Source organism: Lacrimispora sp. (assembly GCF_032078915.1).
Taxonomy (GTDB): Bacteria; Bacillota; Clostridia; order Lachnospirales; family Lachnospiraceae; genus Lacrimispora.
This window is the reverse complement of sequence record NZ_DAMAUN010000051.1, coordinates 1-15903: the sequence shown is the minus strand read 5'-3', so window position 1 is coordinate 15903 and position 15903 is coordinate 1. Positions and strand designations below refer to the sequence as shown.

Sequence of the window (15903 nt, the reverse complement as noted above, 5' to 3'; positions counted from 1 at the left end):
GTACCGAATTAAGGGGGATTTTATGGACTACATTATTGAGATGCTTCACATAACGAAAGAATTTCCTGGTATCATCGCCAATGATGACATCACTCTGCAATTAAAGAAAGGCGAGATACTTGCTCTGCTTGGTGAGAACGGCGCGGGAAAATCCACGCTCATGAGTGTCTTATTCGGCCTGTACCAGCCGGAAAAAGGCGTCATTACGGTCAGAGGCAAAGAAGAAAAGATAACCGGGCCGCTGGATGCCAATGCTCTGGGTATTGGCATGGTTCATCAGCATTTTAAGCTGGTAGAGAATTTTACCGTACTTCAGAATATTGTTCTGGGCATTGAAACGACGAAACGCGGGTTTTTAAAGATGGATGATGCCCGCAAAAAGGTTATGGATTTAAGTGAGAAATACAAATTATTCGTGGACCCGGATGCGATCATATCGGACATTACCGTCGGCATGCAGCAAAGGGTCGAGATCTTAAAAATGCTTTATCGCGACAACGAAATCATGATTTTTGACGAACCCACCGCGGTTCTTACTCCTCAGGAAATTGAGGAACTGATGCAGATCATGAAAGATCTGGTAAAGGAAGGAAAGTCCATCCTGTTTATCACCCACAAGCTCAATGAAATCAAGGCGGTTGCGGACCGCTGTTCTGTCCTGCGCCGCGGTAAATATATTGGAACGGTAGAGGTAGCAGAAACAACACCTGAAGAAATGTCAGAGATGATGGTTGGCCGAAAGGTAAATTTAACCGTTGACAAGAATCCTTCCAAGCCAGGAGAAGTTGTGCTGGAAGTAAAGGATCTTTCGGTGGAGGCCAAAAGAGAGGGCCAGACAAAAAAGATGGTCCATGATGTCTCCTTCAAGGTAAAAAGAGGTGAGATCGTCTGCATCGCCGGCATCGACGGCAACGGCCAGACAGAGCTTATCCATGCCATTACCGGCATTTCCGATATGAGCACCGGTACCGTTTCCATCAATGGGGAAGACGTGACGAAAAAGAGCATCCGTTACAAAAATACCCATGGTTTGTCCCACATACCGGAGGACCGGCACAAACACGGCCTTGTCCTGGATTATAACCTGGCCTACAACCTGGTTCTTCAGCAGTATTTTGAAAAGGACTTCCAAAGCAGTACTTTCTTAAAAAATGACAAAATCTATGAATATGCGGAAAAGCTGATCCAGGATTATGATATAAGAAGCAGTGAAGGCGCCTTTACCACAGCACGCAGCATGTCCGGCGGAAACCAGCAAAAGGCTATTGTAGCAAGAGAGATCTCTAAGACTCCCGATATCCTTCTGGCGGTTCAGCCCACCCGTGGCTTAGACGTGGGAGCCATTGAATACATCCACCGCCAGCTGATAAAGCAAAGAGATGCGGGTGCCGCCATCCTCTTAGTATCCCTGGAATTAGACGAAGTCATGAATTTAAGCGACCGGATTCTGGTCATGTTTGAAGGCGGAATCGTTGCCGACCTAAATCCTAAGAACGTTACGGTTCAGGAATTGGGTCTTTATATGGCAGGCGCAAAGAAAGAAGGTGGCAAATCATGAAACCGAAACAAATAAAGGACCATACAGGAATTCTTTCTTCCATTTTTGCCATTGTGCTTGGATTGATCGTAGGCCTGATCATTCTGTTTCTCTGCAATCCGAAGCAGGCTCTTCCCGGATTTGCAACGATTTTATCAGGAGCATTTACCCATGGAGCCAAGGGTGTTGGACAGGTATTTTATTATGCAACTCCCATTATCCTCACCGGTCTTTCTGTGGGGTTTGCCTTCAAGACAGGACTTTTCAACATCGGAACTCCCGGCCAGTTTATCATGGGAGGATTTGGCGCTGTCTATGTGGGAATCCTCTGGACATCCTTAGGGCCGGCTCACTGGATCGTCGCCCTTCTTGCCAGCGTCATCTTAGGCGCTGTGTGGGGCCTTGTACCAGGACTTTTAAAGGCTTATTTTAACGTAAACGAAGTAATTGCTTCCATTATGATGAACTACATCGGCATGTATCTGGTTAACTGGATCGTAAAAAGTTATAAGCCCTTATTTAATAACCTGCGAAATGAATCCCGGAATGTGGCAGCAACAGCCAACATTCCAAAGATGGGACTTGACAAGATATTCCCAGGTTCCAGCGTTAACGGCGGAATCCTCATTGCAATCCTTACGGTGATCGTGATCTGGCTCCTTCTTAACAAGACAACCTTTGGCTATGAATTAAAGGCTGTGGGCTTTAACCGGGATGCCAGCAAATACGCGGGCATCAATGAAAAAAAGAGCATTATTTTATCTATGGTGATCGCAGGAGCCATTGCAGGACTTGCAGGCGGGCTCTTGTATCTGGCAGGTACCGGAAAGCACATTGAAATCAAAGATGTGCTGGCATCGGAAGGCTTTACCGGCATTTCCGTTGCATTGCTGGGCTTAAGCAACCCTATCGGAGTTCTCTTCTCCGGCATCTTTATCGCATACTTAACAGCCGGGGGATTTTACTTACAGCTGTTTGAATTTTCAACGGAAATCATTGATATTATCGTTGCGGTTATCATTTATTTCAGCGCCTTTGCACTTATGGTAAAGATTATTCTTTCTAAAATTCACAGACAGAAAGGCGAAAAAGCAGAAGCAGCTAAGGAAGGAGGAACGAAATCATGAGCGTAATTTATTTCATTTTTCAGCAGACCATGTATTTCATGATTCCTCTCATGATCGTAGCTTTGGGAGCCATGTTCTCTGAGCGAAGCGGAATCATCAACATAGCTTTGGAAGGAATCATGACCATGGGAGCCTTTACCGGAATCCTGTTCATTCATTTTACAGGCGGCTCCATGAACGGACAGTTCCAGCTCATCATTGCGGTGTTGATCTCCATGGCAACCGGTATGGTATTTTCCCTGTTCCACGCCTACGCTTCCATTAACATGAAGTCCAATCAGGTAATCAGCGGTACGGCATTAAACATGTTCGCCCCCGCATTTGCCATCTTCGTGGCCCGTGTTATTCAGGGAGTACAGCAGGTCCAGTTTAGCAACACCTTCCGCATTGCATCCGTCCCGTTATTGGGAAAGATTCCGTTTTTCGGTCCTCTCCTGTTCCAGAACGCTTATATCACCACTTATATAGGCATTGCAATCTTTTTGCTTTCAACCATTGTTCTTTATAAAACCCGGTTTGGTTTAAGGCTCCGGTCCTGCGGAGAGCATCCCCAGGCGGCCGATTCCGCCGGAATTAACGTATATCGGATGCAGTATGCAGGCGTTATGATCTCCGGCGCCCTTGGCGGACTTGGAGGACTGGTCTTTGTAGTTCCCACCTCCACCAATTTTAACGCAGACGTAGCCGGATACGGTTTCCTGGCTCTGGCTGTATTGATCTTCGGCCAGTGGAAACCAGTCAATATCATGTTTGCCTCCCTTTTCTTCGGGCTCATGAAGGCTATCGCATCAGCCTATTCCGGAATCCCATTCTTAAGCGCAATGGGCATTCCAAGTTACTTCTATAAGATGGTGCCTTATATTATCACCTTGATCGTGCTGATCTTCACTTCCAGAAACTCTCAGGCTCCTAAGGCAGAGGGGATTCCTTATGATAAGGGGCAGAGGTAGAAGGTAGGGATTAGAGGTGGAGATTTGAGATAGAGATTATAGATAGGGATAAGAGACAGAGATAAAAAGATGGAGAAAGAGGCAAATGCCTCTTTCTCCATCTTTTTTATTATATGAACTGATGCCTGTTAAATAAACAGAATCATGTTTAGAAACGGAACTTATCCTCAAAGTAGCTCTTCAGCTCTGCAATGGGAACTCTTACCTGTTCCATGGTATCACGGTCACGGACGGTTACGGCGAAATCTTCCTCTGAATCAAAATCATAAGTAACGCAGAATGGAGTACCGATCTCATCCTGTCTTCTGTATCGCTTTCCGATGTTGCCTCTGTCATCGAATTCACAGTTATAATATTTGCAAAGCTCTCCATATACCTTTTCTGCGCCTTCATTCAGCTTCTTGGAAAGCGGCAGAACACCGATCTTAACAGGAGCAATGGCAGGGTGGAAATGAAGCACTGTACGTACATCTCCTTCTGCGATCTCTTCTTCATCATACGCGGCACAAAGGAATGCAAGGGTCACACGGTCAGCTCCTAAAGACGGCTCTACCACATAAGGAATGTACCGCTCTTTCTTTTCGTCGTCAAAATATGTCAAATCCTGTCCTGACGTATTCTGATGCTGGGTTAAGTCGTAATCGGTTCTGTCTGCAATTCCCCATAACTCACCCCATCCGAATGGGAACAGGAATTCAATATCAGAGGTTGCCTTGCTGTAGAAGGAAAGCTCTTCCTTCTCATGATCCCTGACACGCATCTCGTCTTCTTTGATTCCCAGGGTCTGCAGCCAGTTGATGCAGAATTCTTTCCAGTATGCGAACCATTCCAGATCTGTTTCCGGCTCACAGAAAAATTCCAGCTCCATCTGCTCAAATTCCCTGGTTCGGAAGGTGAAGTTTCCTGGTGTGATCTCGTTACGGAAGGATTTACCTACCTGTCCGATACCGAATGGTATTTTCTTACGGGAGGTTCTCTGCACGTTTTTGAAGTTTACGAAAATACCCTGGGCTGTCTCTGGTCTTAAGTATACGGTATTTTTGGCATCTTCTGTTACTCCCTGGAAGGTTTTGAACATCAGATTGAACTGACGGATATCTGTGAAATCATGCTTACCGCAGCTTGGACAGCAGATGTTCTTCTCATCGATATAGCTCTTCATCTCTTCCTGGGACCAGGCATCAACAGAGCCTTCGATGGTGATATTGTTCTCAGCCATATAATCTTCTATCAGTTTATCTGCACGGAAACGCTCCTTACATGCCTTGCAGTCCATCAGCGGGTCGGAAAAGCCGCCTAAATGTCCGGAAGCAACCCAGGTCTGGGAGTTCATCAGGATGGCACAGTCTACGCCTACGTTATATGGGCTTTCCTGAATAAATTTCTGCCACCATGCTTTTTTTACGTTATTCTTCAGTTCTACGCCTAAGTTGCCGTAATCCCAGGTGTTTGCAAGGCCGCCGTAAATTTCGGAGCCAGGATATACAAATCCTCTTGATTTTGCAAGTCCCACAATCTTTTCCATTGTCTTTTCCATGATCTTAACCTCTCTTATTTAAAAATGATGTAATTTTTCCCTTGGGCTGTCTGTACGGTATAGCGATCTTTTATAACTGCATTCTTGGAAACAAATAAAAGCCTTCCCTGGGTTTGTATTGTCACCGGCTGGGGTGTCTCCACGACGATGGCAAAGTTATCCCCTTTGTTGGACAAAGCTTTTTTTTCTGCCGGTTTTCCATCAGAGGCTTTTACAAATGCCACTCCTTCTGACTCGCTCTGCCCCAGGACATCGGACAAACGGGTCACTGTAATGGAATCTACCTGGTTATCTTTGTCTTCATACTGAGAGGCAAAGCCTGCTAAGTCACTTCCTGATGCATAGTGGAAAACCATTTTGGCATTTCCGTTTTCCATCGTACAGGAATCCAGGGTTACCGCTCCCTGACCATGGGTCTCGTTATATCCGGAAACAGCTTCTTCCAGATAGGCTTTCAATTCTTCTGCTTGATAATAATCCTGTTCCGCATAGGTTTCCACCGTGGCGGTCTGAAGGGTTCCTTCTTCCGTTACATAAATTCTGCTGCTCTCCGCATTCAAGGTGCCGCCACCGCTCCTGCCTAAGCATCCGGTCAGCATTCCGGCGGCTAGAATGGCAGCCAGAAAGGCTTTCTTTTTTTTCATCCATTTCCCTCCTGCATTGAATTCGTTGTTGCGCGGATTCGGGTGCTGGTTATGAAACTGTTGTGTTGGGGGGTGTTGACTGTAATAGTGCAGCACGTGAAGCCGCAGTGCAGCACATAAGTCCGCAGTGCAGCCCGTGAAGCCGCAGGCTTCACGGGCTCACGGGCATTCGCCCTATGAATCAGGGCACGAGAAAATTTTCTTATGTGCAAGCACAACGAAAATTTTCTCGTGCCCTGATTCGCACTGCTCATAGCATTCCTGAACATTATACCAAACCCCACCCGTCATTTCAATACTTTCCATCCAGTCATGGTGTGTAAAATATCCAGCGAATGAAATTCCCTGTCTACATAGCGCTTCTTATTGATCTCTACACAGCGGACAAATTCCTCCAGCACCGGATCTGTCAAGGTAAAGTTGTATAGATGCTCTGCCGGTGAGGCGATCACATACTCCCATGCATAGCTTGCCGAATCACTGACAGGACAGGGAGGGGTTTCTGTGTATTCTCCGTTTAACACCATTGCTTTCAGTTCAAAAATCCTTTGTACCAGCTCATTTTTAAGAGCTGGTTTTAAAAGCGCCCGTATGGACTGGTATAGTAGCTTTAAAAAACCTGTTCCGTCCATATTCTCCCTGGCGTAATAATCGGCCAGTTCCAGAAAATAGGATCCATAGCAGGTTCCTTCCACATCCAGGGACAATGCTTCAAAATAATTGGTGATCTCCGCCGACCGGAGGGTATAGGAATCCCTGCCCTCATATAGGGAAAACTGCCCGAAGGCAAAGGGGCGGCTTACCGCCATGAATGGACTCCCCGGTCTTCTGGCCCCTCTGGCAAATGCGGTGATCTTTCCTCTTTCCCTGGTGAGTATCACAAGGCGCTTATCCATTTCTCCAACCGGGGAAACTTTTATTACCATCCCCGTCATGGTTTCAACTTCCCTCAATTCCTACCACCACTTTTAAATTTCTTTTTCATTATATCCATAATTCTTCATATACAACTCGCTGTCCCGCCATTCTTTCCGGACCTTGACCCAAAGCTGTAAATTTACCTTTGTATCCATCAGTGCTTCTATTTCCCTGCGGGCAGAGCTTCCGATTTTTTTCAGCATGGAACCGCCTTTTCCAATGATGATCCCCTTGTGGGATTCCCGCTCACAGATGATTTCGGCTTCAATGTCCATGATGCCGTTATCCCTCTCCTTCATCTTTTCAATCGTAACCGCAATCCCATGAGGGATCTCATCATTTAAAAGACGAAGGGCTTTTTCCCTGATAAGCTCCGCTGAAATCTGACGCATGGGCTGGTCTGTTACCGTATCCTCATCGTAATACTGAGGCCCCTTTGGAAGGTATTTATAGATAAGCTTCAACATCAGATCCGTATTCTTGTCCTTTAGAGCGGAAACAGGAACGATCTCGGCAAACTGGCAGACATCTTTATAAGTGCTTATAAAGGTCAAGATGTCCTCCTGGTTTTTCACTGTGTCAATTTTATTAATGACAAGGATCACAGGAGTTTTTACCTGGCTTAACTGCTCTGCAATATGCTGCTCCCCGGCCCCGATGTAGGTAGTCGGTTCTACCAGCCAGAGCACCACATCCACTTCTTTTAAGGTGCGCTCCGCTACGCTTACCATATATTCGCCCAGCTTGTTTTTTGCCTTATGGATTCCGGGAGTATCAAGGAAGATGATCTGTCCTCTCTCATCCGTATACACGGTCTGGATCCGGTTTCTGGTTGTCTGGGGCTTATCGGAAGTGATAGCGATCTTCTGGCCGATGAGATGGTTCATCAGGGTGGACTTTCCAACATTTGGACGTCCGATCAGGGTAACAAAGCCTGATTTATAGTTGTTTTCCATATAGGGGTTTCCTTTCCTCTTTCGTGTCCACGTTTTTGGACATTAAGGTATGCCTGTAAGGCTTTGTATTATGAGTGGAACAGGTTCTTGGTTTCTCCGAACAGATCCTTATCCGCCTCGATTTTTTCTTCATTTCCTATGACGCAGAGACTTCCTGTATTTAAAACAGCGTTTACAAGAGATGCCAGATTGCGGATATCTTCCTGAGTGGCGTTTAATACTTCTTCCCGCTCTTTTTCCATCATTTCCCGGTCAACTCCGGATAAATAGGCGGCAAGTCCGCGGTTTCCTCTGGTAGACGGAGGGTACGGCACATCCATGTCGCTGATGGTACCGATGACATACTTTGTCATATCACGGTCCGTTGCCTGAAAGCTCTCTAAATAATCTACCACTCCGTCATAGATCCGATTTGTTTCTCTTACGTTTGGATCCCGGTAGGAGGTAAAGTACCCTTCTCCTGAACGGCCAAATCCGCTCATGCAGCCATAGGCTCCTCCTTTGACTCTTAAATTGATCCAAAGGTAATCATAGCTTAAAATGACCTTCAATATTTTAAGAGCACCGGTATATTCCTGGCCGCTGCCCGCAAAGGTTCCGCATCTTGCCACATAATTGACCTGGGAAGCCGTGCTGAAGCCTTCGTTTCTGTTTTCCGTTGAAAAAGCAAAGGGATAGCGGGTTCCTTCTCCTTCCGGCAGTAGGTCTGTGAGCTTTTTAAGAGCCTCTGGAAGCAACTTATATCCTTCTTCATCTGCCGTATAGCTGACAAGCATGTTTTTGGAGGTGAAGAGCTTTTCCATGACCGCTTTTAAGCGGGCAATGATCTCCTTTTTGCGGGTAGGATATTCCTTTTCCAGATTCTCTAAAAATTCATAGTACCCGATTCCGCCGGTTAAATCGTTAAAGGAAGAGGTGGCAGAAAAGTAAGAAGTGGCCCTGGCTACGGCTGCCGAATGGCAGGAACCTTCCAGCTTCATTCTGGCTCTTGACCTGGTTTCACTGATGACTTCGCCTACCCGCTTTTCATCATCTAAAATGGAGCGGGTCAGGATCTCGCCAAGAATAGAGAAGCCAAAGTCCAGCTTCTCATAAAGCACCCTGGCACTTGCCATAAAAAAGCCTTTAAATTCTCCATTATTTCTTAAGTCCGGATACGAGGATACGCTAAAGCTGACACCGCCGCTGTTTAAATGGATCTCACTGGTTAAGTCCCCATAGGTGAAGTTTTCTGTATTTACATAGCCAAGCAGGGATTTTAAAAATCCTACGTAAGGCAGATCTTCGACAGGAACTGCGGAAGTATCGAACAGCACCTTTAAATACCCGATTCCGGAGGTAAACATCTCATGATGGATCACCTTGACGCCATGGGCCGATTTTTCTTCCCATATGATCTCCTCTGCTTCCCTGCTTATATCTTCTCTCGTAAGCATGGGAATCATCTCCAGCATCTCCTGGGTAGAAGGGGTTTCCTGGTATTCTTTTAAAGCACGGGTCTGTTCTGCCAGTTCCCGAAGCTCTTCTTCTGAAAGAGAGGCTTTGTATGCGGCAAGCTTCTTCGCTTCCTTCTCATCTTCCATTGCCGTTAAGTTCTTTTTGGGGCTTACGGTCAAGACGGCCTCAAAAGGATTGTCCAAAAGGTATTCCCTGATAAGCTGTTCAAAATATCCGTCATCTACCACTTTTTTCAGGTAATCAAAGGTATCCTGGTATTCTAAGTGCATCATCGGATCTCCGTCATAGAGCCAGCTGTCCAAGCATTGAAGCCCATACATCAGGCCCTTTGGCGCCGAACCGTAATCCGCTTCCCGGTAACGGAATTCGTAATAGTTCATTCCTGCTTTCAGGCTCTTCCTGTTGATGCCTTCATCTGCAAGCTTTCTTAAAGTACCTTTTACAACAGCGAGAAATTCTCCTCTCTGCTCCTTGTTTGCATTTTTAGCAATGATGGTAAAATAGGGCTGAAGAATGCCGCTGTCATATCCTCCTAAAATGTCCTGGCCGATCCCGGCATCAATTAAAGCCTGCTTTAAAGGCGCGCCCGGCGCATCCAAAAGGGTGTATTCCAGTATCTGGAATGCAATATAAAGCCTGGGATCCAAGTCTGTTCCCACGGCTGTACTAATGGAAAGATAGGTGGCATTTTCTTCGGTCTCTCCTTCGGTAATGGAGTAGAAAGTCTCTCCCTCTACCGGGTTTAAGAATGGTTTTTGTCTTGGGATACTGGAATCGATTGATATTTCGTCGTATTGGCTTAGGTATTCTTTATCAAGCCATTCCAGTTTTTCTTTCATGTTCATATCCCCATAGAGATAAATATAGCTGTTGGAGGGATGATAATATCTCTTATGAAATGCCAGAAAATCTTCATAGGTCAGGTCTGGAATAAAGGCAGGATCTCCGCCTGATTCCTGACCGTAGCAGTTATCCGGGAAAAGAGTTTTCCTGGTGTAGCGGTCCAGCACTTCTTCCGGAGAAGAAAATGCTCCCTTCATTTCGTTATATACTACTCCATTGTATATCAGGTCGGATTCCGGGCTTTCCAGTTCATAATGCCAGCCTTCCTGCATGAATATCTTTGGTTCTCTGTAAATATTTGGATGTAGTACGGCATCCAGGTACACGTTCATCAAATTCTGGAAATCCTTGTCGTTGCAGCTTGCTACCGGGTATACCGTTTTATCTGGGTAGGTCATTGCATTTAGGAAGGTGTTAAGGGAACCCTTTACCAGTTCAACAAACGGATCTTTCACCGGAAATTTGTCTGATCCGCAGAGCACACTATGCTCCAGAATGTGGGCAACACCGGTGCTGTCTGACGGAGGGGTACGGAATCCAATGGAAAATACTTTGTTCTCATCATCACAGGATACGAGGAACAGCCTGGCTCCGCTTTTTTTATGGCGGAGTACACATCCGGATGCTTTGATCTCTTTTATTGCCTTTTCTTCTACAACCTCATAGGCTGCAAGGTCTTTAAACTGATTCATTCTGTGTTTTTTCCTCCTGCATGTTCATATTATACGTGAGTCCGCAGTGCAGCAAGCGAATCCGGAAGATTCGCCTGCCCACGGGCATTCGTGTAATTACATATTGCCCACTAATTTGTCTTTTAATATGGCTGCGCACTCTCTAACGCAAAAGTGTACGAAAAGAATGGGGTCAGATCCACAGGATATGCCATAAATATCCGGTATTCCCCATTTTTTTCCAATCTGCAGCGCCCGAAATACATGAAAATCACTGGTGAGGACCCCAATTTTAATGGGCTTATCCGGCACCTCTTCAAAGGTTCCCGGCTCCATGAAAATCGGCTGATCCAGACGGCGGGCTTTCCTTTCCGCCTGATCTGCTTCAATGGCTACACGGCTGTATGCAATATTCTCTACCGTGCTGGTGGAGCGGGTCTCTAAAATCAGCTGTTCCTCTTTTACTCCGTTAAAGACCAGATAATCCCGCATGGCTGCGGCTTCACTGACAGGTTCATCATCCCCCTGTCCGCCGGACAGAACAAGAATCGTAGATGGATTGTCATCTAAGTACTCCATGGCTTTATCCAGCCGTTTTTTTAAGGATTTACTGATTCCTGTTTCTTTTACCCTGGCTCCCAATACAATGACATAATCCAGATTGGAAGTATCCCGTGCAGCAACTCCCGTAAATACCAGGATTTCCACCACCAGAAATATCAGAATTCCGGTACAGCACATGGAAATCACCGACACCGGAATCCATAAGGGAACCTTATCCTTATGTTTCACATAGGCTTCCCAGCCCACCGGCAGCAATATGCATATGGCAGCAAATACAAGCCATATAAAAGAAAGAGACGTGGTCAGACCTGAATAAAGAATGATCACAACATAATAAATAATGCAGGAAACGGCCATCAGCCAAAAAATTAACGCCATATGCCAGCCTCCATTCTACACTTTTTAAAACCAGGTAAATTCTGGGCATAATTCCTTTATAGCATACCACAATATAGGGATTTCTACAACTGTCACAGAAATTATAGCAAAATCAGGTATGGATACACCGGATGAATTTATGAGAATTCAGTAAAAGACGGCTGACAAAAGAAAAATAGTACCTGTCTTCTTCTGCCAGCCGCCTTTATCTCTCACAAACTGTGTTTTTATTCCATATTCCCCGGGAATCTTGGAATTCCGTCAAATCCAGCCTTTAAATCATCATCCGTTGGAATATAGTCTGTCATCACTCCGTCATGGAACTTTTCATATGCCATCATATCAAAATATCCTGTGCCTGTAAGTCCAAAGAGGATCGTCTTCTCTTCTCCTGTCTCTTTGCATTTCAGAGCCTCATCGATTGCCGCTTTAATCGCATGACTGCTTTCCGGCGCCGGAAGGATCCCTTCTACTCTCGCAAACTGTTCTGCTGCCTCAAACACAGCTGTCTGCTCTACAGAACGCGCTTCCATGTATCCGTCATGATAAAGCTGTGACAAGGTGGAACTCATTCCATGATACCGCAGGCCTCCTGCATGGTTTGCTGATGGAATAAATCCACTTCCCAGGGTATACATTTTTGCAAGCGGACAAACCATTCCGGTATCACAAAAATCATAAGCAAAAACGCCCCGTGTCAGGCTTGGGCAGGATGCGGGTTCTACCGCAATAAACCGGTAATCTGCTTCGCCCCTGAGTTTTTCCCCCATAAACGGAGATATGAGTCCTCCCAGATTGGAGCCGCCGCCTGCACAACCAATGATAATATCAGGCTTGATTCCGTATTTATCCATTGCAATCTTGGCTTCCATTCCGATCACCGACTGATGCAGCAGCACCTGGTTCAAAACGCTTCCCAGTACGTATCGATACCCATCTGTGTGTGTTGCCACTTCCACCGCCTCAGAAATGGCACAGCCCAGACTTCCTGTGGTTCCGGGATGCTCAGCCAGGATCTTCCTTCCTACCTCTGTTTCCTCAGACGGAGATGGGGTCACGCTTGCTCCATAGGTACGCATTACCTCTCTGCGGAAAGGTTTTTGTTCGTAGGAACACTTAACCATATAGACCTTGCAGTCCAGCTCCAGATAAGAACATGCCATGGAAAGAGCCGTACCCCACTGCCCTGCCCCGGTCTCAGTGGTCACTCCCTTTAACCCCTGCTCCTTTGCGTAATAAGCCTGAGCAATCGCAGAATTCAGCTTATGGCTTCCGCTTGTATTATTGCCTTCAAATTTGTAATAAATTTTAGCCGGAGTCTTAAGCTTCTCTTCCAGGCAGTATGCTCTTACTAATGGGGCCGGACGGTACATTTTATAAAAGTCAAGTATTTTTTGCGGAATTTCTATAAAACGATTATCATCATCCAGCTCTTGTTTTACCAGTTCCCTGCAGAATACAGTTCCAAGTTCCTCTTCTGTCATTGGCTGTAAGGTTCCAGGATTTAAAAGAGGCGCCGGCTTATTCTTCATGTCGGCACGTACGTTGTACCACGCTTTCGGCATCTCGCTTTCTTCCAGATAAATTTTGTAGGGAATCTTGTTTTCACTCATATAAAATCTCCTTTCCTCTTTCCTGCCCATGGTTTTTGGGCATAATGGTATACCCGTAGGGTGTTTCCTCTTTCCTGCCCATGGTTTTTGGGCATAATTCCTTCCGGGATAAGTAGATTTTTAAAATAAAAAATACTCTTATCCCTCACAATAAATTATTGCAGGGACAAGAGTATGTATCGTCATAACTCCTGCGGTGCCACCCGGCTTGATGCATATTTGCATCCTCTCACGCATACTGACATATGCTGAATTTCTTAACGGAGTTTACTCTCCGGCTCACCTACTTACCATTCAGTTCGCCCTCAGAAGCCCATTCCCAACTGCCTTTCCCTGCTGCAATCCCACCGCCTGCAACTCTCTGTGTGGTAAGTACAATGGTACTTGCTCTTCCTCATAGGTTTAAAAAATTCTAACACGGGAAGTGTTAATTGTCAATATTTTTACTTGAGTTTTTCATTTCCATCTCTCCCCTATAGAAAGGACTGAAATGTTTCAAAGAAATCATCGGTCCATGGAATATTCACGTAGTCTTCATTGATGTTTCTCTTAAACAGGCTGGGGTACTTTTTAATTAATTCTTTTTTGTCCCTGTCCAATTTAAAAAGGTGCTTTTGCAGCACGTAAAGCATTTCTTTGGTATCCCTTGTCTGCAGTGCGAGTATGATCTCCTCATGCTGGGCAACAATCTCTTTTATGTTTTGCGCTTCCCGGCAGCTAAGCAGCCGTATTCTCCTGAAATGGCCTCCAACGTTATTGATGGTCTGAAAACTGAAAAGCCGGTCTGTTACCCGGTAAAATATTTTATGGAATTCATCATCCATATGCAAAAACTTCCTTACATCCCCATTGCCCATCTCGGCAAAGGCTTTCTGTTCCATCAGGTTGTTCTGTAATTCCACTAAGTCCGTAGGAGTATGGCATGCCATGAACAGCTTCATAACCTCCTCTTCTACGGCCAGCCTTAGAAAACGCTCCTGTTCCACTCTATCTAAATCTATCTTGGACACCCTTGTTCCTCTCTGGGGGAGAAGGGTCACCAGATCTTCCTGTTCAAGCCTTATAAGCGCGTCCCTGACCGGAGTGCGCCCAATGTTTAATAAATCACAAATATCCCTGATACTTAAGTTGATTCCCGGTCTTAAATGAAGATCCAGGATTTTCTCACGGAGAAGCTGATACGCATTGTTATCTGTGCTTTCTCCCTGGCGGGAAGCCTCCTCCTGGCCGTCATCGGAAGCTGATATGGTTCCTTTATATAATTCCAACATTGAACCTCCTTTTATTATTGACCATATTTTTTCTATAATCGTCATTTTCCAACAATAAAATAATCATATTTCATTTTATAGGATAGAGGAGAAAAAATCAATAGAACAAACACCCGTCTTAATTAATAAACACATTTCATACAGGCAGGGAGAATAGGATATCCCGCTCATTATCTTGGAAAAATGAATGGCCCCCACCTCTCCTGCCCCGTCAAGGCCTCTGGACCTGGGAAACAGATTCCATACCGGTCTTTTCAACATTTTGCTGCGGGTATAGATCCCCGGTGCGTTTTCTTCAATCCAGTGGAAAATTTCATGGAACAGAACTACCTCTTCCAGTCCTTCATCCCGGATTATTTCCGACAAATCATTTTCTCTTATAAAATCTTTCATTGCATTTAAGGTACTATCATTTAACATGATAGTACCTTCTTCCGGCTCAAATATTCCCATATATAAAAATGGTCTTCTCAGTTCTTCTGTTGTCCGTTTTATGGATAATCCCATTGCACCTGCAAGAGAAACACCGGAAATATTCCCATAGCGTCCCTTAAACTCTGATGCATATTTTTCTGCCGTTTCCATGGAATAAAACAGAATTTCCTTTTCTTCCTCTTCTGACAGTTCACAGGAAGCCGGGTGATTTTTTAACACCCGGCTATACCATGTCACATCGCAAACAGCAGCAATTTTTTCTATCAGTTCCTGCATATGCTTCATCTCTTACAGCTCGTTGCGCGCCAGGACCAGGATGATTTCTGCATCCTCTTTTATATCAATAAGCTCAACTCCTGCTAGTCCTGATACCTGTTCCAGGGCCGGAATTCCGGAATAATCGATGACCCTGGATTCTGCGGCAATATAGCAATCCGGGTTGATCCTGACTTCACTTGAAAAGTTGCTGGCCTTATCCCAAGCCAGTTTTAAATCCTCACGGAGCCTGGACTTAGTTGTTACCAGTACCGTACCATTGGACCTTTGCACTTTCACAAAGCCCTTTTTATCTATCATTCTCACGGGAGTCTTCCCGTCTTTTTCTGCAGTTACTACAAATATGGAACCATTGCTTCCAGCCATCTTCATCTTTGACTGTTCCAGGCCAATGGATTCCGCCGCGATTTGAAGTGCTTCTTTTTCATCACAATTCTTCATTAAGTCCGTGGTCTTAACTTCTGTGGAACCCATGGCAATGGCTGTGACCTTCTGGGCCTGCTCATCAATCTCCACATAGACTTCAATGCTGTCTTCCACTGCACCGCTGTTCATGGCCAAAGTTTTTGCTTCTTTCTTAAGGGCTGCGATGTCTTCCGCAGTGGGATTGGGAATGGTCCGCTCTACCATCTCCCTTACCATAGCCAGTGCCACGCCGATAGAAGAAATAACCTCAGCATTTACCGGTATCTGGTATTTAAAATTCATTTCATTGGCAGTAAAGG

Annotated in this window: 12 protein-coding genes and 1 pseudogene; 3 read left to right on the top strand and 10 right to left on the bottom strand. The window is 45.4% G+C overall.

All coding sequences use genetic code 11. The features are described 5' to 3' along the window. Window positions 1–22: 22 nt before the first annotated feature. From RT269_RS18620 to RT269_RS18610, 3 genes are read left to right on the top strand one after another with little or no spacing between them, the layout of a single operon-like run. Window positions 23–1558, top strand: a complete 1536-nt coding sequence (locus RT269_RS18620) for an ABC transporter ATP-binding protein (protein ID WP_313184822.1) — start codon at window positions 23–25, stop codon at window positions 1556–1558. Next, entirely contained in the window at window positions 1555–2664 is a 1110-nt protein-coding gene (locus RT269_RS18615) for an ABC transporter permease (protein WP_092240233.1), read from the top strand. The genes RT269_RS18620 and RT269_RS18615 overlap by 4 nt, the downstream gene beginning before the upstream one ends. Next, on the top strand, window positions 2661–3614 hold the full coding sequence (locus RT269_RS18610) for an ABC transporter permease (protein ID WP_313184821.1): 954 nt from the start codon (window positions 2661–2663) through the stop codon (window positions 3612–3614). The genes RT269_RS18615 and RT269_RS18610 overlap by 4 nt, the downstream gene beginning before the upstream one ends. Before the next feature lie 148 nt (window positions 3615–3762). Here the strand turns inward: RT269_RS18610 and RT269_RS18605 are convergent, their stop codons facing one another. The 10 genes and pseudogenes from RT269_RS18605 to RT269_RS18560 form a co-directional block, all read right to left on the bottom strand. Then, the gene (locus RT269_RS18605; RefSeq protein ID WP_313184819.1) at window positions 3763–5151 is read right to left on the bottom strand and encodes a glycine--tRNA ligase; all 1389 of its coding nucleotides are present in this window, start codon (window positions 5149–5151) and stop codon (window positions 3763–3765) included. A 14-nt stretch (window positions 5152–5165) separates the two neighbouring features. Next, on the bottom strand, window positions 5166–5795 hold the full coding sequence (locus RT269_RS18600) for a hypothetical protein (protein WP_313184818.1): 630 nt from the start codon (window positions 5793–5795) through the stop codon (window positions 5166–5168). A 287-nt stretch (window positions 5796–6082) separates the two neighbouring features. Then, entirely contained in the window at window positions 6083–6748 is a 666-nt protein-coding gene (gene recO, locus RT269_RS18595) for a DNA repair protein RecO (protein WP_313184816.1), read from the bottom strand. A gap of 15 nt (window positions 6749–6763) precedes the next feature. Then, complete coding sequence (era, locus tag RT269_RS18590; RefSeq protein ID WP_313184814.1) at window positions 6764–7669, bottom strand: GTPase Era; 906 nt, start codon at window positions 7667–7669, stop codon at window positions 6764–6766. Between the two features lie 68 nt (window positions 7670–7737). Further along, window positions 7738–10662, bottom strand: coding sequence for an insulinase family protein (locus RT269_RS18585; protein WP_313184812.1), 2925 nt, complete (start codon window positions 10660–10662; stop codon window positions 7738–7740). A 96-nt stretch (window positions 10663–10758) separates the two neighbouring features. Next, the gene (locus RT269_RS18580; RefSeq protein WP_313184811.1) at window positions 10759–11583 is read right to left on the bottom strand and encodes a YdcF family protein; all 825 of its coding nucleotides are present in this window, start codon (window positions 11581–11583) and stop codon (window positions 10759–10761) included. A gap of 227 nt (window positions 11584–11810) precedes the next feature. Next, window positions 11811–13196: a TrpB-like pyridoxal phosphate-dependent enzyme gene (locus RT269_RS18575; RefSeq protein WP_313184810.1), complete on the bottom strand. Its 1386-nt coding sequence runs from the start codon at window positions 13194–13196 to the stop codon at window positions 11811–11813. Window positions 13197–13669: 473 nt separating this feature from the next. Further along, entirely contained in the window at window positions 13670–14467 is a 798-nt protein-coding gene (locus RT269_RS18570; protein ID WP_313184809.1) for a GntR family transcriptional regulator, read from the bottom strand. Window positions 14468–14542: 75 nt separating this feature from the next. After that, a complete protein-coding gene (locus tag RT269_RS18565) occupies window positions 14543–15178 on the bottom strand; it encodes a hypothetical protein (RefSeq protein ID WP_313184807.1) in 636 nt (211 codons plus the stop codon). Between the two features lie 12 nt (window positions 15179–15190). Then, window positions 15191–15903 (bottom strand): annotated as a pseudogene (locus tag RT269_RS18560) (hydantoinase/oxoprolinase family protein); the annotation flags it as partial.